13 protein-coding genes are annotated in these 18,302 nt (G+C 74.5%); 8 read left to right on the top strand and 5 right to left on the bottom strand.

Annotated features, from left to right (window positions below; genetic code table 11):
• Positions 1 to 2,241 (bottom strand): DEAD/DEAH box helicase (locus tag ABH937_RS14250; RefSeq protein WP_370218341.1); only part of this gene is annotated, 2,241 nt, incomplete at its 3' end.
• 623 nt (positions 2,242 to 2,864) lie between these two features.
• Here ABH937_RS14250 and ABH937_RS14255 point away from each other — a divergent pair.
• Positions 2,865 to 3,587: a ferritin-like fold-containing protein gene (locus tag ABH937_RS14255; RefSeq protein ID WP_280687681.1), complete on the top strand. Its 723-nt coding sequence runs from the start codon at positions 2,865 to 2,867 to the stop codon at positions 3,585 to 3,587.
• Between the two features lie 21 nt (positions 3,588 to 3,608).
• On the opposite strand, the gene ABH937_RS14260 is transcribed toward ABH937_RS14255, so the two are convergent.
• From ABH937_RS14260 to ABH937_RS14270, 3 genes are all read right to left on the bottom strand, one after another.
• On the bottom strand, positions 3,609 to 3,899 hold the full coding sequence (locus ABH937_RS14260; protein WP_280687679.1) for a hypothetical protein: 291 nt from the start codon (positions 3,897 to 3,899) through the stop codon (positions 3,609 to 3,611).
• Between the two features lie 160 nt (positions 3,900 to 4,059).
• Positions 4,060 to 4,287: a DUF3107 domain-containing protein gene (locus ABH937_RS14265; RefSeq protein WP_280687678.1), complete on the bottom strand. Its 228-nt coding sequence runs from the start codon at positions 4,285 to 4,287 to the stop codon at positions 4,060 to 4,062.
• 133 nt (positions 4,288 to 4,420) lie between these two features.
• A complete protein-coding gene (locus ABH937_RS14270) occupies positions 4,421 to 5,077 on the bottom strand; it encodes a TetR/AcrR family transcriptional regulator (protein ID WP_280687677.1) in 657 nt (218 codons plus the stop codon).
• Positions 5,078 to 5,253: 176 nt separating this feature from the next.
• Between ABH937_RS14270 and ABH937_RS14275 the strand changes: the two genes are divergently transcribed.
• From ABH937_RS14275 to moeZ, 5 genes are all read left to right on the top strand, one after another.
• Entirely contained in the window at positions 5,254 to 6,222 is a 969-nt protein-coding gene (locus ABH937_RS14275) for an alpha/beta fold hydrolase (RefSeq protein WP_370218343.1), read from the top strand.
• A gap of 395 nt (positions 6,223 to 6,617) precedes the next feature.
• Positions 6,618 to 8,141, top strand: a complete 1,524-nt coding sequence (locus ABH937_RS14280) for a DUF3492 domain-containing protein (protein WP_370218344.1) — start codon at positions 6,618 to 6,620, stop codon at positions 8,139 to 8,141.
• A complete protein-coding gene (locus tag ABH937_RS14285) occupies positions 8,141 to 9,097 on the top strand; it encodes a hypothetical protein (protein ID WP_370218345.1) in 957 nt (318 codons plus the stop codon). The genes ABH937_RS14280 and ABH937_RS14285 overlap by 1 nt, the downstream gene beginning before the upstream one ends.
• 82 nt (positions 9,098 to 9,179) lie before the next feature.
• Positions 9,180 to 10,142 carry an NAD-dependent epimerase/dehydratase family protein gene (locus tag ABH937_RS14290; RefSeq protein WP_370218346.1) on the top strand — a complete coding sequence of 321 codons (963 nt, stop codon included), beginning with the start codon at positions 9,180 to 9,182 and terminating at the stop codon, positions 10,140 to 10,142.
• A 145-nt stretch (positions 10,143 to 10,287) separates the two neighbouring features.
• A complete protein-coding gene (gene moeZ / locus ABH937_RS14295) occupies positions 10,288 to 11,466 on the top strand; it encodes an adenylyltransferase/sulfurtransferase MoeZ (RefSeq protein ID WP_280687667.1) in 1,179 nt (392 codons plus the stop codon).
• Between the two features lie 105 nt (positions 11,467 to 11,571).
• Here moeZ and ABH937_RS14300 read toward each other — a convergent pair whose 3' ends face one another.
• Positions 11,572 to 14,238: a flippase-like domain-containing protein gene (locus ABH937_RS14300; protein WP_370218347.1), complete on the bottom strand. Its 2,667-nt coding sequence runs from the start codon at positions 14,236 to 14,238 to the stop codon at positions 11,572 to 11,574.
• Positions 14,239 to 14,362: 124 nt separating this feature from the next.
• On the opposite strand from ABH937_RS14300, the gene ABH937_RS14305 reads away from it, so the two are divergent.
• Together ABH937_RS14305 and ABH937_RS14310 are read left to right on the top strand one after the other, a co-directional pair.
• The gene (locus ABH937_RS14305; RefSeq protein ID WP_280687665.1) at positions 14,363 to 14,755 is read left to right on the top strand and encodes an MGMT family protein; all 393 of its coding nucleotides are present in this window, start codon (positions 14,363 to 14,365) and stop codon (positions 14,753 to 14,755) included.
• Positions 14,756 to 14,936: 181 nt separating this feature from the next.
• Positions 14,937 to 18,302, top strand: coding sequence for an ATP-dependent helicase (locus ABH937_RS14310; protein WP_370218348.1), 3,366 nt, complete (start codon positions 14,937 to 14,939; stop codon positions 18,300 to 18,302).

The raw sequence follows: 18,302 nt of genomic DNA on the forward strand, positions 1-18,302 counted from the left end.
GGGCGCGACCTCGGTGGCGACCGCTTCGGCGGTGGCCTTCTTGGTGGTGCGCTTGCGGGGCTTGACCTCCTCGGCGGCCGGGGCCTCCTCGGCGGTGGCCTTCTTGGTGGTGCGCTTGCGCGGCTTGGTCTCCTCGGCGGCCGGGGCCTCCTCGGTGGTGACCTTCTTGGTGGTGCGCTTGCGCGGCTTGGCGGCCGGGGCGTCCTCGGTGGGCGCGACCTCGGTGGCGACCGCTTCGGCGGTGGCCTTCTTGGTGGTGCGCTTGCGGGGCTTGACCTCCTCGGCGGCCGGGGCCTCCTCGGCGGGCGCGACCTCGGCGGCGACCGCCTCGGCCACGGTCTTCTTGGCCGCCGTCTTCCGGGTGGCCGTCTTCTTCGCGGCCGCCTTCTTGACCGGCTGCTCGACCTCGACCGGGGCCGCGACCTCGACCGGGGCCGCAGCCGCGACCTCGGCCGGAGCCTCGGAGACGACCGGCTCGGCGACGGCCTTCTTGGCCGCCGTCTTGCGGGTCCGGGTGGCCTTCTTCGCCACCGGAGCGGTGCTCTCCGCAGCCGGCGCGGCCGGCTGGCTCGGCAGCACTGCGGCAGGCACCGGCGCCTCGACGACCGCGGCCGGCGCCTCGGCAACCGGGGCCGCGGTCTCGACCGGAGCCTCGACCGCGGCCCGCACCGGTGCGGCCTCGCCCGAAGCGTTGCCGCGCGAGCGACGTCGACGACGCCGCGGCGCCGTGCTGTCGCCGTCCGCCGCGGGACCCGCGGGCGACGCCGGCCCCTGCGCCACGGCAGTGGTCTCGGCGGCCGACGTCAGCGGCGTGGCCGCCCCCTCGGCCGCACCGTTCAGCGTGGAACCGCCGCGGGTGCGCCGCCGGTTGCGCGGTGCGCGGGCCGGCCGCTCCTCGCTCGCCTGCTGCTGCTGCTCGCCCGCTCCGCCGCGCCGCCCGCCGGAGCGGTCCGTGCGGTCGTTGCGCTCGGTCCGCTCGGGGCGGTCCGAGCCGCCGCGTCCGCCGCGCGGGCGCTCGCCCCGGCCGCCGGTGCGCGAGCCGCGGCCGCCGGTCTCGCCGAGGTCCTCGACCTCCTCGGCGGCCAGTCCGGCCCGGGTCCGTTCGGCCCGCGGCAGCACGCCCTTGGTGCCCGGCGCGATGTTCAGCAGCTCGTACAGGTGCGGAGACGTCGAGTAGGTCTCCTCCGGCTCGCCGAAGCCCAGCTCCAGCGCCTTGTTGATGAGCTGCCAGCGCGGGATGTCGTCCCAGTCCACCAGCGTGACCGCGGTGCCCGAGGCACCGGCCCGGCCAGTGCGGCCGATCCGGTGCAGGTAGGTCTTCTCGTCTTCGGGGCACTGGTAGTTGACGACGTGCGTGACACCCTCGACGTCGATGCCGCGGGCCGCGACGTCGGTGCAGACGAGCACGTCGACCTTGCCGCTGCGGAACGCCCGCAGGGCCTGCTCGCGCGCGCCCTGGCCGAGGTCGCCGTGCACGGCGCCGGCCGCGAAGCCGCGCTGCGTCAGCTGGTCGGAGACGTCCGCCGCGGTCCGCTTGGTGCGGCAGAAGATCATCGCCAGGCCGCGGCCGTCGGCCTGCAGGATGCGCGAGACCAGCTCGACCTTGTCGAGCGAGTGCGCCCGGAAGATGTGCTGGGTGGTGTTGGCCACGGTGTGGCCGCTGTCGTCCGGCGCGGCGGCGCGGATGTGGGTCGGCTGGCTCATGTAGCGGCGGGCCAGGCTGATCACCTGTCCCGGCATGGTGGCCGAGAAGAGCAGGGTCTGCCGCTTGGCGGGCAGCATGGTGATGATCTTCTCGACGTCGGGCAGGAAGCCCAGGTCGAGCATCTCGTCGGCCTCGTCCAGCACCAGCGCGCGGACCTTGGAGAGGTCGAGCTTCTTCTGCCCGGCCAGGTCGAGCAGGCGGCCCGGGGTGCCGACCACGATGTCGACGCCCTTCTTCAGCGCCTCCACCTGCGGCTCGTAGGCCCGGCCACCGTAGATGGCCAGCACGCGGACGTTGCGGACCTTGCCGGCCGTCTGCAGGTCGTTGGTGACCTGGGTGCACAGCTCGCGGGTGGGGACCACGATCAGCGCCTGCGGGCTGTCGCAGAGCTGCGCCTCGGTGGCGCGGCCGGCGTCGACGTCGGCGCGCACGATGGCGCGCTCGATCAGCGGCAGGCCGAAGCCCAGGGTCTTCCCGGTGCCGGTCTTGGCCTGGCCGATGACGTCGTGCCCGGTCAGCGCGACCGGGAGGGTCATCTCCTGGATCGGGAACGGGTGGACGATGCCGACCGCTTCGAGCGCCTCGGCGGTCTCCGGGAGGATGCCGAGTTCGCGGAACGTGGTCTTCGTGGGTTCGGTCGTGGTGGACAGGGTGCTGCCTCTTCCGTGTGGCGGGCCGAGGGCGAGAGGACGGCGGGCAGCCGCGCGGCCGCGTCCCGGCCCGGTGGGCCTGGTCGCGAGCTCGCGAGGTCGTGCACGACCGCGCCGGTCCCTGCGGCGTCCGGGAGGCCGGCCCTGGCTGGGCCGCGGCGTCCCGTGGCGCGGGGAAAGGTCCCGTGAGGGGTCCGGCGCGGGACCAGCGCCCTGCGGCGCGGTCCGCGGCGGCCCTCGCTCGGCCACTGATGCGGTGCCTGGCTTGGGGTCCAAGCCAAGGTCGGAGCCGATCGGGTCTCCGACCGGGCATCCGCGTACGTGAGTCCCCGGGCGCCGCGTGCCGGAATCCTCCGGACGAGGCGAACCCGCGCGGCTTGCGCACCGTGCGGGTATACGGGTCTCTGCACCACTGTACCGTCAGCCGCCGACTCGAACACGTGACGCGTCTGACATGGCCGCTGACCAGCGCTCGGTGCGCCCCGCGCGGCGGTCTAGAGTTTGGGTCCATGGAGACTCAAGGCGAGGCCGGCCAGGTCGGCTCGATCGGTGACTGGACGACCTGCTCGGCGGACCCCGACTACCGCGCCGCGGTGCTCGACCTGCTGGGCGCACTGGCCTACGGCGAGCTGAGCGCGTTCGAGCGGCTCGCCGACGACGCCAAGCTCGCCCCCGGACTGGCCGACAAGGCCGCGCTGGCCCGGATGGCCTCGGCCGAGTTCGCGCACTACCAGCTGCTGCACGACCGGCTGGCCGAGATCGGCGCCGACCCGACCGAGTCGATGACCCCGTTCGTCGAGCCGCTGGAGAACTTCCACCGGGTCACCGCGCCCTCGGACTGGCTGGAAGGCCTGGTCAAGGCGTACGTCGGCGACTCGATCGCGACCGACTTCTACCGCGAGGTGGCGGTCCGGCTGGACGACGACACCCGGGACCTGGTGCTGGGGGTGATGAGCGACACGGGGCACGCGCAGTTCGCGGTGGACAAGGTGCGGCAGGCGATCGAGGAGAACCCGCGGGTCGGCGGCCGGCTCGCGCTCTGGGGCCGGCGGCTGATGGGCGAGGCGCTCAGCCAGGCGCAGCGGGTGGTGGCCGAGCGCGACGCACTCTCGAACCTGCTGGTCGGCGGCGCCGAGGTGCGCGGGTTCGACCTGGTCGAGGTCGGCAAGATGTTCAACCGGATCACCGAGGCGCACACCAAGCGGATGAGCGCGCTCGGGCTGGCCTCCTAGGGCCCTGGCCGCTCTCCGGAGCTACGCGGCGTGCCGCCGGCGCCGGTGGCTGCCGCGCCGGGCGGCCAGGTCGGGGCGGGCCAGCACCGAGGTGAGCAGCGCGGTGCAGATCACCGTCGCCGCCAGTGTCTCCGCCAGGTCCCCGGCCAGGGTGAAGCGCGAGACCAGACCGCTGAGGAGGGCGGAGACCAGTGCGGTGCCGATGGTCAGGCCGCGCGCCATCGGGAAGTACTCCGGGACCGCGAAGAGGGCCACAGCCCCGGCCAGCAGGCCGATCAGCGCGAAGACGACGGCTTCGACGGGCAGCGGCACGGCGGCCTCCGGGGGAAGGACTTGGGGCGGATCGCGGTGGGGGGACCGCAGTGGCCCACCCATACCCCCGGCTGCGCTGATCCAATCACACTGCCCGCCACTCCCCAAGGGAGTGGCGGGCAGTGTGGTGAAGCCCTCAGCTGTCCGCTGCGCCGGTCGCTCAGATGGTGCCGAAGCCGACCTTGCGCGCGGCCTGCTCGCCGATCTCGACGTACGCCAACCGCTCGGCCGGGACGATGATGCGGCGGCCGTGCTCGTCGGTCAGCGAGAAGAGCTTCGAAGTGCCGTCCAGCGCCTTGGCGACCGCGTTCTCCACCTCATCAGCGGTCTGCGGGCTCTCGATGACGATCTCTCGCGGCGCATTCTGCACGCCGATCTTGACCTCCACGGCTTCCGTCCCTCCGGGGTTCATGCCAGCCACGCACGATCGCCGGGTCGTCCGAACCGGAGTCCTCGGCTGCCGTGCCGTACGGCTTCACCTTAGAGCAACGGCACGGCTGCCAGGTGGATCAGTTGGCCGATCAGCCCGCGACCGGCGGCTGGCCGCCTTCGCCCGGGTGCATCGGGAACCCCTTGAGGCCGCGCCAGGCCAGGCTGGCGACCAGCCGCACGGCCTCCTCGCGCGGGATCTCGCGACCCTGCGAGAGCCAGTAGCGGGCGGTGATCTGGGCCAGTCCGCAGACGCCGGCGGCCAGCAGCTTGGCCTCCGCCTCGGGCAGGTCGGTGTCCTCCGCGATCACCTTGCTGACCAGGGTGGCGCTCACGTCGGCGGCCCGGTCGACCCGCTCGCGCACGGCCGGCTCGTTGGTCAGGTCGGACTCGAAGACCAGCCGGAACGAGCCGGACTCGCTGGCCACGTAGTCGAAGTAGGCCTGCATGGTGGCCGCGACCCGCTGCTTGTTGTCGGTGGTGGCGTCCAGCGCGTTGCGGGTGGACTCGACCAGCGCGTCGCAGTGCTTGTCGAGCAGCGCGAGGTAGAGCTCCAGCTTGCCGGGGAAGTGCTGGTAGAGCACCGGCTTGCTGACCCCGGCGCGCTCGGCGATGTCGTCCATCGCGGCGGCGTGGTAGCCCTGTGCGACGAACACCTCCTGCGCGGCTCCGAGCAACTGCTCGCGGCGGGCGCTACGCGGCAGCCGGGCGCCGCGTGGGCGGTCCTGGGCCTCCTGGATGGCCGTCACGGCGCTCCTCACTTCTGGCTGGCGGTGGTGCTCGGGCAATGGGGAGTGATTCTACTTTCGGGTAACCCGGTGCGCGCCTGCCTGTGCAGGGAAAACTGCTGCTCTCGGGTTGTCGAGAGCCCACAATACGGCGCGCGGCCCCGGTGGGCGCCAGAGTCTCACTACCATCTTCTCCCATGAGCACTGAGCAGCGGGAACGGGCCGGGGCACAGCGGTGGTCGGGCGGCGACGGCGGCGCGGATCCGCGGCCGGCCGACCGCTGGGCGACCCGGACCGTCGAGGTGCCGGGCGCGCTGCTCTCGGTGACCGGGCCGACCGCGGACGCCTCGGCCGGCCTGCCCGAGGCCCTCTTCGTGCACGGGCTCGGCGGCTCCTCGGACAACTGGACCGAGCTGATGGACGAGCTGGTCGGGGTGGTCCGTGGTGAGGCGCTGGACCTGCCGGGCTTCGGCTGGTCGCCGCCGCCGGTGGACGGCAACCTCTCGGTCTCCGGGCACATGCGGGCGGTGATCGGCTACCTGGAGGCGAGCGGGCGCGGCCCCGTGCACCTGTTCGGCAACTCGCTCGGCGGCGCGGTGGCGGTGCGGCTGGCCGCGCTCCGTCCCGACCTGGTGCTCAGCCTGACCCTGATCTCGCCCGCGTTGCCCGAACTGCCACCGCAGCACACCGCGCTGCCCACCGCCGCGCTGGCGGTGCCCGGCGTGCCCAGGCTGCTGCGGCGGATCCCGGCGGACGGGCGCAGCGTGGAGCAGGCCACCGACGGGCTGCTCGACCTGGTCTACGGCAACGCGCGGGAGATCCCGGTCGAGCGCCGCGAGTCGGCGGTGGCCGAGTACCGGCGGCGGCTGGGGCTGCCGTACGCGATGCAGGTGCTGGTCGGCTCGGCGCGCGGGATCGTCTCGGCCTACACCGAGCGCGGCGACCAGGCGCTGTGGCGGCAGGCCCGGCGGGTCGAGGCGCCGGTGCTGCTGGTGTACGGGCTGCGCGACAAGCTCGTCTCGTACCGCTCGGCGGCCCGGGCCTGCGCCGCCTTCCAGGACGCCCGGCTGCTGGTGCTGCCGGAGTCCGGGCACGTGGCGATGATGGAGCACCCGGCGCAGGTGGGGCGGGCGGTAAGGGAGTTGCTGCGTGAGGTGACGGGCTGACCGAACGTCAGGGGCCGAATGAGGTTACGGACGTTCACTCGTTCAGGTGGCAGGCGGGCCGCTGAGCGTCGTCCGGCGGGCAGTGCGCTCTACCTTCGTGGTGTCGGACCGAACAGATGTGGGGGGCGTGGCCGCCGGTGAGCCGGGGCGGGCGCCCGAGGGTGTGTTTGAAGTGAGCAGTGGGCGGGGGTTGCCCCGTCGGGGCCGGGTGATCGCCCGGTGGCGCGGCCGTGGGGGTTGGTCGTGCGGTGGGGGCGCGGGGGCGCCCCGAACGTGACTCAAGGGCGGGTGCTCCCGCCGTTCTGACCGGCCGTCAGGGTCGGGGTGTCCCTGGTGCCGCAACAGCGGGTCCGGCCGCGTCCACCGCGTTCACAGTTCTGCCATCGGAGGTCGTCATGCGCATTGCCCTGCTCACCGAGGGTGCCCGCCCGCCTGCCCAGCGTGCCGCCGGCTGGTGCGAGCGGCTCACCGCCGGGCTGCCGGAGCACGAGTTCGAGCGCTTTCTGCTGCTGCCCGAGGCCGAGGCCGCCGCCGAGCCGCAGCCCGGAGTGCGCACGCTGGTGCTCGGCGGCCCGCCGCGCGGGGGGCGCGGGCCGGGTGCGATCCGCCGCCGGCACTATGCCCGCGCCTACGAGGACCTGGTCAGAGCCCTGGTCCTGCCGCGCGAGCGGGCCGGCTTCGCGGCAGGCCTGCACGCGCTGGCCGAACTGGCCCAGCAGGACGGCGCGTTGCCCGCGTTCCTGGCCTCCGAGCACGCACACCAGGTGCTGGAGCGGGTCTGGACCGCACCCGGCGCCGACACCGCCGCCGGGCAGCCGCTGCTGCGTGATGTGCTGGTCGCCGGGGACCTGCTCGAGCAGTGCCTGCGCCCGCTCGCGGCCGACTGGTACGGCACCGGGCCCGGCGGCCTGGGCGGCGCCGACCTGTGCCATGTGGTCGGCGGTGGGCCCGCCGCGCTGCCCGCGCTGGTGGCCAAGCGGCTGCACGGGGTCCCCTTCGTGCTGACCGAGCACGGCCTGCACCTGCGCGAGCAGTACCTGGGCTACCGGCAGGCGCCCTACCGCTGGCCGGTGCGGGCGCTGCTGCTCTCCTTCTTCCGGCTGCTGACCGTGGAGACCTACCGGCAGGCCGCGCTGCTCACCCCCGGCAGCTCCTACGACCGCGACTGGCAGTTGCGCTGCGGGGCCTCCCAGGAGCGGATCCGGGTGGTCTACCGGGGTACGGCGGCGGTGGACCACCCGGCGGCCGGTGCCGAGCCGACCCGGCCCACGCTGCTCTGGACCGGGCGGCTGGAGCCGGCCGGCGATCCGGAGCTGATGCTGCACGCCTTCGCCCAAGTGCGCGCCGAGTCGCCGCAGGCGCGGCTGCTGCTGCGCGGCCCCGAAGGGGTGCCCGGGTACCGCGAGCACTGCGCGGAGCTGGCCCGGCGGCTGCGGCTGGGGGACGCCGCGGTCTTCCAGGGTGCAGCAGGGGAGTCTGCCGGCGACTGGGCGGACGGGACGGTGGCGGTGTTCTCCGCACGGGCCCGGCGAGGTCCCGGGGCACTGGTCTCGGCGATGCTCAGCGGGCGGGCGCTGATCGCCACCGATGTCGGGGTGACCCGTGAGGTGGTCGGGCCGACCGGGCTGCTGGTGCCGCCGGGCGATCCGGCGGCGCTGGGCGTCGCCTGCCTGGCGCTGCTCGGCGACGGGGAGCGGCGGGCCCGGCTGGGGCTGGCCGGGCGGTTGCGGGCGCAGGAGCGGTTCGCGGTGGAGCCGGTGGTGGCCGCGTTCCGGGAGATCTACCTGGAGCTGGTCTCCCGCTGGCCGGCTTTCCCGGCCGCCGAGCGCCGCTTCGGGGCGCTGCCCCGGCCGTTCGCGCGGCCGGCCGAATTCTGGGTGGCCGGCACGGCGGCCGACACGATGGCGCGGGCGCACTGATGGGCGGGGGCGGGGCCGACCCGGTACGGGAACTGCTGGCGGAGCACCGGGAGTTGTGCGAGCGGGCCACCCACCCGTGGGAGATCGCCGCCGTGCTGGAGGAGGCCGGCCTGGGGTCCGCCGCGGCCCGGCGCTACCGGCACGCGGACGTCTTCTCGCTCGCCGAGGAGCTCTACGCCCGGGTGCCGCGCAAGCCCGCGGACGACGAGCCGCCGCCCGGGACCCCGGCCGTGGCCGGGCCGCGGCCGCCGCAGCGCGCCTCCGGGTGGCGCCACCGCTGTTGGGCGCGGGGCGCGCTGCTCGGAGCGCTGCTGCTGCCGCTGGTCACCGTGCTCGGCGCCGCGGCCGGGAGACCGGGCCCGGCGGCGGGGTCGGCCGGCTCGAGCGGCCCGTCGCAGGTCGGTACGGCGGCGGCGCTGGTGCTCGCGGCCTGGGCGGCCTGCGGTGCCGCCGACCGGGCGGCCCGCTGGGTGCGGCACGCGGGCCAGGTCCAGCTGCGCACGGTCGGCACGCTCGCGCAGTTCCGGGCCCGGATGCGTCCGGTGCTGCCGGTGGCCCTCGGGCTGCACCTGGCGGTGCTCGCGCTGACCAGCTTCACCGCGCTCGCGGTGCTCACCGCGATCGCCCCGCGCCCGGGCCCGGCCGCCGGCGGGCTGCTGCAGGCCGTGATCCACCGGGCCGGCCCCACCCAGTGGGTGGCCCAGGCCTCGCTCGGCCTGCTGATCGCGGTCGCCGCCGCGCTGCGCCGCTGCGGTCGGCAGAGCGTCGCGCTGGCCGGCTTACTCACCGCCGACGGGCTCGGCGCGGGCCTGTCGGCGGTGCGGTCCTGCGGCCTGCTGCCGGCCGGCTGGGCGGCGGCCCCGGGCGCGCTGACGGCGCTGGCCACCGGCACGGCGGCCGTGGTGCTGCTGCCGTACGCGTGGGTGGCGCTCGGCCGCCCGCAGGCGCACCGGTGAGGCGGCGGTGCGGTGCGGCGGTGCGGGGCCGCCGGCTCGGGAACCACGTCAATCAATCGAAGGCAATGGTCAGGAGTCTGGGATGAGGGTGCTGCTGCTGGGTGCCGGCGGCTACATCGGCCGTCGGGTCGCCGATCGGCTGCTGGTGGATCGCGACCTGCAGGTCACGGTGCTCGGGCGGCGGGATTCGGCCGACATCAGGTTCGACCTGGCGGCCGGGAGCCCCGGAGCGCTGGCCCGGTTCCTGGACGCGGTGGCGCCACAGGTGGTGGTCAACTGCGCCGGTGCCACCTACGGGACCTCGCGGGCCCTGGTGCGGGCCAACGCGCTCGCCGTGGCGACCGTCTGCGAGGCGATCCGGCGCAGTCGGGAACCGGCCCGGCTGGTGCACATCGGCTCGGCCGCCGAGTACGGCTCGGTGCCCGTCGGCGCGCCGGTCGCGGAGAGCGCCGAGCCGCGGCCGGTCGGCCCGTACGGGGTGTCCAAGCTGGCCGGCACCGAGCTGGTGCTCTCCTCCGGGCTGGACGCGGCGGTGCTGCGGGTCTTCGACGTGGTCGGCCCCGGCACGCCGGCCGCCTCGCTCTTCGGCCGGCTCGCCGAAGGGCTGCGCCGGGCCCTGGAGCAACAGGAGAGCCAGGTCCGGATGCCGGACCTGTCCCCGTTCCGGGATTTCGTCGATGTCCGCGACGTGGCGCACGCGGTGCTGGCGGCGGCGGTCTCGGCCGCCACCGGGGTGATCAACATCGGCAGCGGGCACGCCGTCCGGGCTCGTGAGGCGGCGGAGCTGCTGGTGCGGGCGGCGGGATTCGAGGGCGCGCTGAGCGAGGAGATCCGCACGGTGGCGCTGCCCGCGCAGGCCGCCGCGGAGCCACCGCTCTCCGGCGCCGCCGTGCTCGCGCCCCCCGAGCCGCGTCCGGTGGTCGAGCCGGTGCCCTGGCGGCAGGCCGATGTCCGCACCGCGCGCGAGCGGCTCGGCTGGCGGGCCCAGACCCCACTGGAGGAGTCGCTGGGCGATGTCTGGCTGGAGACCGCCTGCCGGGTGTAGCCGGGCCGGCCGGGCGCGCCGCGGGGCCGGTGCCCAGCATCCGGCGGTGGCTGTCTCACCTGCCGGACCTGCTGTCTCGGAATACCGCACCGGCATGACACTGTTGGTTGAAGGAAAGACCGTATAGACGACCATCGGAGTCCCCGTGTCGCTGCCACCCCTGGTCGAGCCGGCCGCCGAGCTCACCGTAGACGAGGTCCGCCGGTACTCCCGCCACCTGATCATCCCGGACGTCGGGATGGCCGGGCAGAAGCGGCTGAAGAACGCCAAGGTGCTCTGCGTGGGCGCCGGCGGCCTCGGCTCGCCGGCGCTGATGTACCTGGCCGCGGCCGGTGTGGGCACGCTCGGCATCGTCGAGTTCGACACCGTCGACGAGTCGAACCTGCAGCGGCAGATCATTCACGGTCAGTCCGACATCGGCCGCTCCAAGGGCGAGTCGGCGCGGGACTCGGTGCAGGAGATCAACCCGTACGTCAAGGTGATCCTGCACGACGAGCGCCTGGACAACGACAACGTGATGGAGATCTTCTCCGGCTACGACCTGATCGTCGACGGCACCGACAACTTCGCCACCCGGTACCTGGTGAACGACGCCGCGGTGCTGCTCGGCAAGCCGTACGTCTGGGGCTCGATCTACCGGTTCGACGGCCAGGCCAGCGTCTTCTGGGCCGAGCACGGCCCGTGCTACCGCTGCCTCTACCCGGAGGCGCCGCCGCCGGGCATGGTCCCGTCCTGCGCCGAGGGTGGCGTGCTCGGGGTGCTCTGCGCCTCGATCGGCTCGATCCAGGTCACCGAGGCGATCAAGCTGCTGACCGGAGTCGGCGAGCCGCTGGTCGGCCGGCTGATGATCTACGACGCCCTGGAGATGAACTACCGCCAGGTCAAGGTCCGCAAGGACCCCGACTGCGCGCTCTGCGGCGAGAACCCGACGGTCACCGAGCTCATCGACTACGAGGCGTTCTGCGGGGCGATCTCGGAGGAGGCCCAGGAGGCCGCGCTCGGCTCGACCATCACGGCCAAGCAGCTCAAGGAGATGCAGGACAACCACGAGGACATCCTGCTGATCGACGTCCGCGAGCAGAACGAGTACGAGATCGTCAGCATCCCGGGTGCGGTGCTCATCCCCAAGAACGAGTTCCTGATGGGGAACGCGCTGGAGAAGCTGCCGCAGGACAGGAAGATCGTGCTGCACTGCAAGACCGGGGTCCGCTCGGCCGAGGTGCTGGCCGTGCTCAAGGCGGCCGGCTTCGCCAACTCCGTCCACCTGGGCGGCGGCGTGATCGGCTGGGTCAACCAGATCGAGCCCGAGAAGCCGGTCTACTGATCCGACGCACGGCCTGATCTGACGTACAGCCTGATCCGAAGCACAGCCGAAGAGGCCGGTCCCCCTCGTGGGGGCCGGCCTCTTCGGCTGTCCGCCGCCGCCGTCCTAGATCGCGCCCGTGCGTTGCAGATAGCTGTAGGCGATCCAGCCGGGCAGCACCGGCAGCCAGAAGGTGAGCGCCCGGAACAGGAAGACCGCCGAGGTGGCGGTGGCGGCCGGCAGCCCGAGGGTCACCAAGGCGACGATCAGGGCGCCTTCGATCGCGCCGATGCCGCCCGGGGTCGGCACGGCGGACCCGGCCGCGTTGGCGGTCAGGAAGATCACCGCGACGGTGGCGAAGCTCATCGAGCCGCCGAAGGCCTTGACCGAGGCGTCCAGGCAGGCGGTGAAGGCCAGGGTCAGCAGCAGGATGCCGCCGAAGCCCGTCACCAGCTTGCTGGGGGTCTGCATCAGGTCGAGCATCCGCGGCACCACGCCGAAGAAGAGCGAGCGGACCCGGGTCACCACGAACCGGCGCAGCGGACCGACCGCCGCGATCACCAGTGCCAGCACGGCCGCGGTCAGCACGCCGATGATCACGGCGCGCTCGCTGCCGATGTCCCCGGCGCCCTGGCTGCCGGTGATCAGGCCGAAGCAGAACAGCAGCAGCAGGTGCCCGCCCAGGCCGGCCAGCTGCGAGGCGCCCACACTGGCCACCGCCTGCCCGGGCCGCACGCCCTGCTTCTGCAGGTAGCGGGTGTTGAGCGCGATGCCGCCGATCGCGGCCGGGGCCACCAGCTTCACGAAGGAGCCGGCCAGCTGCGCCGCCACCGTCCGCCTGAACGGCAGCCGCTCGGGCACGAAGCCGGTCAGGCTCATCGCCGCGGCGCCGTAGCTCGCCGTGGCGGCGGCCAGCGCGGCCGCGGCCCAGGCCCAGTTCATGTGGGAGAGCTTCAGCTGGCCCGGCTGGATGGTGGTGACCGCCAGGTAGCCGGCGAAGGCCAGCGCGATCACCGTTATCAGCGTCTTCGGCTTGAGCCGCTCCAGCTTGGCGGGAGCCAGCGGGGCCTCCGGGGCGATCTCCAGGATCTGGCCGCGGATCCGGCTCAGCAGATCCTCGCCGGCCGCGGCGATGTCCTCCTCGGCCGCCTCCCGGGTCTTCTCGCCGGCCGCCACCTGCTCGACCGCCAGCGCCTGCGCGGCGGCCTTGCGCTCCTTGGCCTGCTTGGCCAGGTCGGCACGGGTCTGCCGGCTCATCCCGACCGGCTGCAGCAGCGGCAGCGCGGCCGCCACCTTCTCGGCGCCCAGCACCCGGTTGGCGATCGCGACCGAGCGCTCGGGGCCGATCCGCAGCGCGAAGGTGGTCAGCAACTGCGCGATGTCGATCCGCAGGGTCAGGTCGCCGGCCGCGATGTCGCCGCCGGAGAGGTTGACCAGCGTGCCCAGCTTCTCGTCCACCACCAGCAGCGACTCGCCGGTCAGCCGGCGGTGCGCGATCCGGCGCTGGTGCAGGGAGCCGACCGACTCCCAGAACGAGGCCATCACCTCGTCGGTGATCTGCTCGTCGGGCAGCTCGTCGAGGATGCGGCCCTCGACCTTCTCGTAGACCAGGACCGCGGCGTCCGGACCCAGCTCGGAGGTGGCCACCAGCTGCGGGGCGCGGGCGCCGGCCGCCGCCGCCGCGTAGGCGATCAGCGCCTCCTGCTCCAGCGCCTGGCGCAGCGACTGCGGGCTGCGCCGCACCGCCACCGAGCGCAGCCGGGCCCGGCGCCAGACCCGGTAGAAGAAGCCGGAGGCCTGCTGCTCGCGGTCGATGATGTGGACGTCCAGCGCCGGGGCGTCCTGCTGGTTGACGAAGTACCGCCGGGTACCGCCGGGGGCGTCCGGTGCGCGGTGCGCGTTGCGCGGCGTGAAGCCGAGCCGGCGCAGGCCGAGCATCAGGTGCTGCCCGGTCGGCCGGATGTTGGGCGAGCCGATCGCGTAGAGCGTGCCGCAGGCCACCGACCAGCCGATCAGCACGGTCAGCAGCAGCGAGAGCGGGGTGGTGTCGCTGCCGATCAGCTCGGCGGCGCCGCTGAGCAGTACGACGGACCAGAGCGCGAGCCGCCAGCGCGGCCGGCTGACCATGCCGACCGCCGTCATGTAGGCGATCACCGGCGCCAGGTAGCCGTGCACCGGCTCGCTGATCGGGCCACCGGCCACCGTCGGCAGCCGGGTCAGCGCCTTGCGGATGTTCTCCGAGGCGCCCTCGGCCACCCACCAGTCCACCGCCAGCGTCACGCCGTAGGCGAGCACCGAGGCGAGCACGCCGTCGGCCACCCGCAGGCCGTCCCGCTTGATCAGCCGCTCGACCGCGAAGGCCACGGGTACGGCCAGCACCGCCACGGTGGAGACCAGGCTCAGGACGGTGGTCAGCCAGGGCGCCACGTGCTTGACGTTGGCCTGGATGTCCGTCGAGATGCCGCTGGTGGTCGAGGTGGCGATGCCCGCGATGACGAAGACGGCGATGATGCCGAGCAGGCCGGCCACGAAGCGGATCAGGTCGGAGGGGCGGTGCGTGCGGGCGGCGAGCAGCGGCTCGTCCACCGCGAGGCGGTCGCCGTCGTCCTCGTCCTCGGCCGGCACCGGCAGCAGCGGGGCCGACACTGCCACGGGCTCCGGCGCGGGCGTCGCCGCCGGATGCCGTCGCGCCGCCGGCTTCACCAGCGAGACCTTGGGCTCCTCGGTCGGCGGGATCGTGGAGCCGGATTCTCCGGCACTCTCGTCCACGTCCACGTCAACCGTCCCGGTCATCTGGTCTTGTCCTCGTATCACCACTCACCGCCCCGAAGATGGTGGCATGCTCCGTGACCGGTCGCCGGACAGGGGCCGGACCGGGCGCGGCGAATACCCCGCAGGTGCTCCGGGACTGGTCCGGATGGGCAAGAATGCCCGGGTGACGGACAACAGCGCGGGCCCTCGAGCCGCCGCCGACCTGCCCCCGTTCGCCGAGCTGGTGCTCGAACTGGTCGACCGTATCCCGCCGGGGCGGGTCATGACGTACGGGGATGTCGCCGAGTACCTGGAGCAGGGCGGGCCGCGCCAGGTCGGCACCGTGATGGCCCGCTACGGCGGCACCGTCGCCTGGTGGCGGGTGGTCAGGGCGGACGGCGCGCTGCTGCCGGGCCACGAGCAGCGGGCGCTGGCCGCCTACCGGCAGGAGGCGACGCCGCTGCGCAGCACCGCGGGCCGAGGACCCGCCCGCGGCTCGCAGGCGGCCGAGGACCTGCCGCGGGTCGACCTGCGGCAGGCCCGCTGGGACGGTCGGTAGCACGGGCACACCAGCATCCTGCCTCGCCGAACGCCCCGGCGGACCAGGGACGGGCGCACCCGTTCCCGCGCGCGCCGGTGGATCTCGTAGGCTCTAAGACCGACCGCCCACCATGTGCCGGTCGGTCTGAGGACTCCCTCTCTTCCAGGGGATCCCTTCGTCGCCGACCCGCAGGACTTCCGTGGCCTCTCCCTACCGCTTGGTGCGCAGCCCGCTCGCGACGCCCGAGCCGCCCGTGCTGGACGAGTACCAGCGCGCGGTGGCCGAGCACGCGGGCGGTCCGCTGCTGGTGCTCGCGGGGCCCGGCACCGGGAAGACCACCACCCTGGTCGAGGCGGTGGCCCGGCGGATCGAGCGGGGCACCGATCCCGAGCGGATCCTGGTGCTCACCTTCAGCCGCAAGGCCGCGATGGAGCTGCGCGACCGGATGGCGGTGCGGCTGGCGGCGGCGCCGCAGGCCACCACCTTCCACTCGTTCTGCTACGCGCTGCTGCGCGCCGAGCAGGAGCCCGAGCGGTTCGCCGAGCCGCTGCGGCTGCTCTCCGGCCCCGAGCAGGACGTGATGGTGCGCGAGCTGCTGGCCGGCGGCGCCGAGGACGCGGCGGCCGGCCGGTCCCGGATCGGCTGGCCGCTGGACCTGCGGGCCTGTCTGACCACCCGCGGTTTCGCCGACGAGGTGCGCGCGGTGCTGGCCCGCAGCCGGGAGCTGGGACTCGGCGAGGCGGAGCTGGCCCGGTTCGCCGAGGGCGTCCAGCGGCCCGACTGGGCGGCGGCCGCGCACTTCCTGGCCGACTACCTGGACGTGCTGGACCTGCGCGGGGTGCTGGACTACGCGGAGCTGGTGCACCGCGCGGTGCTGCTCGCGGAGCGGGCCGGCGGGGCCGCCGAGGACCTCGCCGCCCGCTACGACGTGGTCTTCGTGGACGAGTACCAGGACACCGACCCGGCCCAGGTGCGGCTGCTGCGGCAGCTGGCGGGCGGCGGGCGGGACCTGGTCGCGGTGGGGGATCCGGACCAGTCGATCTACGCGTTCCGCGGGGCCGACGTGAACGGGATCCTGGACTTCCCGCAGCAGTTCCGGCAGCGCGACGGCCAGCCGGCCGAGGTCAAGGTGCTGCGGGTGTCGCGCCGCTCGGCGCCGACGCTGCTGGCGGCCTCGCGCGAGCTGGTCGAGCGGCTGCCGATGGGCCGGCTGCCGGCCCAGAAGCTGGCCCAGCACCGGGCACTGCTGCCCGGGCGGGCGGGCCCCGCCGGGACGGTGGAGATCTACACCTATCCCACTCCGGGGACCGAGCTGGAGAGCATCGCCGACCTGCTGCGCCGCGCGCACCTGGAGGACGGCGTGCCGTGGGGCGAGATGGCGGTGCTGGTGCGGGCCGGCGCGCGGGCCATCCCCGGGGTGCGGCGGGCGCTGAGCGCGGCCGGTGTCCCGCTGGAGATCGACGGCGACGACCTGCCGCTGCGTGAGGAACCGGCCGTGGTGCCGCTGCTGCTCGCGCTGCGGGTCTGCGCGGAGGGGGCCGTGTGGCAGAAGTCGGACGGGTCGACGTCCGGCGACCCGACCGACCCGGCTGATGCGGCCGGGCCGCCGGATCCGCTCACGGTGGAGCTCGCGCACACCCTGCTGACCGGTCCGCTCGGCGGTCTGGACGGCTCCGACCTGCGCCGGCTGGGGCGGGCGCTGCGCGAGGAGGAGCGGGCAGCGGTCCTGGCGGCGGCGGCGGAGGAGGCCGGCCAGGGCGGGCCGGCCGCCATGGTGCGCCCCTCGGACGAGCTGGTCCGTGAGGCGCTGGCCCACCCCGAGCAGCTGGTCACCCTCGACCTGCCGCCCGCCCGGCGGGCCCGCGAGCTCGGCATGCTGCTGCGCAAGGTGCGCGACCTGCTGGTCGGTGGCGGCACCGCCGAGGAGGCGCTCTGGGAGCTCTGGGACGGCAGCCCCCGCTGGCGCGAGCGGCTGGAGCGGGCCGCGCTGCGCGGTGGCGCCGTCGGCCGCAACGCCGACCGCGACCTGGACGCGCTCTGCGCACTCTTCGAGACCGCTGCCCGGGCCGAGGACCAGGTCACCGGGCACCGCGGCGCCCTCGACCTGCTCGCCGAGGTCGAGGCCCAGGACATCGCCGCCGACACCCTGACGGTGCGCACCGCCCGCTCCGAGGCGGTGCGGCTGATGACCGCGCACCGGGCCAAGGGCCTGGAGTGGCGGCTGGTCGTGGTGGCCGGCGTGCAGGAGGGGCTCTGGCCAGACCTGCGCCGGCGCGGCTCGCTCCTGGAGGCCGACCGGATCGGCCGCGACGGCCTGGCCGAGCCGCTCACCCCGGGCGCCCTGCTCGCCGAGGAGCGCCGGCTCTTCTACGTGGCCGCCACCCGGGCCAAGGAGCGCCTGATCGTGACCGCCGTCAAGGCGCCGGCCGAGGACGGCGACGAGCCCTCCCGGTTCCTGCGCGAGCTCTACCGCGAGCAACTCGACGCCCGCACCGGCAAGGTGCTGCGCCGCACCCCGGACGTCACCGTCGAGGACGTCACCCACCGCCCGCGCCGCCCGCTGTCGGTCGCCGCGCTGGTCGCCGAGCTGCGCGCGGTCACCGTCGATCCGGCCCGCTCGCCCGAGCTGCGCCGCACCGCCGCCGAGCGGCTCGCCGTCCTCGCCGCCGCGCGCGGCGAGGACGGCACCGTGCTGGTGCCGGCCGCCCACCCCGACCGCTGGTGGGGGATGGCCGAGGTGACCAGCAACCCGGTGCCGCTGCGCGAGCCCGACCGCCCGGTGCAGCTCTCCGGCAGCGGTCTGGAGCAGCTCGACGCCTGCTCGCTGCAGTGGTTCCTGACCAAGGAGGTCAACGCGCAGACCGCCACCTCCGGCGCCCAGGGCTTCGGCAACGTGCTGCACGCGCTGGCCGACGAGGTGGGCTCCGGGCGCTCGCCGGCCGACCTCGCGGTGCTGCTGGACCGGCTGGACACGGTCTGGGACGCGCTCGCCTTCGACGCCCCCTGGAAGTCGGCGCAGGAGAAGACGCAGGCCAGGGCCGCCCTGGAGCGGTTCCTGCACTGGCACGTGCTGGAGCGCGGGCGCACCACGCTGGCCACCGAGCACGGCTTCGACCTGACTCTGCCGGTGGGCGAGCTCGCGGTGCGGATCCGCGGCGTGATGGACCGGGTCGAGCAGGACGCGGTCGGCCGGGCGTACGTGGTCGACTTCAAGACGGGCAAGCGGGTCCCGAGCGACAAGTCGCTGCCGGAGCACAAGCAGCTGGCGGTCTACCAGCTGGCGGTCCGCGCGGGGGCGCTGGACGACCTGGTGAACGACCGGCCGCCGCTGGGCGGGGCCGAGCTGGTCCAGCTGCGCTTCGAGGACAAGAAGCTGCCGGACGCTCCCAAGGTCCAGCACCAGCCGCCCGCCGACGGCGAGCCGTGGATCGAGAACCTGCTCGCCGACGCGGCGGGCCGGGTCCTGGCCGAGCGCTTCGTCCCGACCACCGGGGACGCCTGCGGGAACTGCACCTTCAAGCGCAGTTGCTCGGCCCAGCGCGACGGCCGCCAGCTGATCGACTAG

It is taken from the genome of Kitasatospora sp. GAS1066B (assembly GCF_041262605.1).
Lineage (GTDB): Bacteria > Actinomycetota > Actinomycetes > Streptomycetales > Streptomycetaceae > Kitasatospora.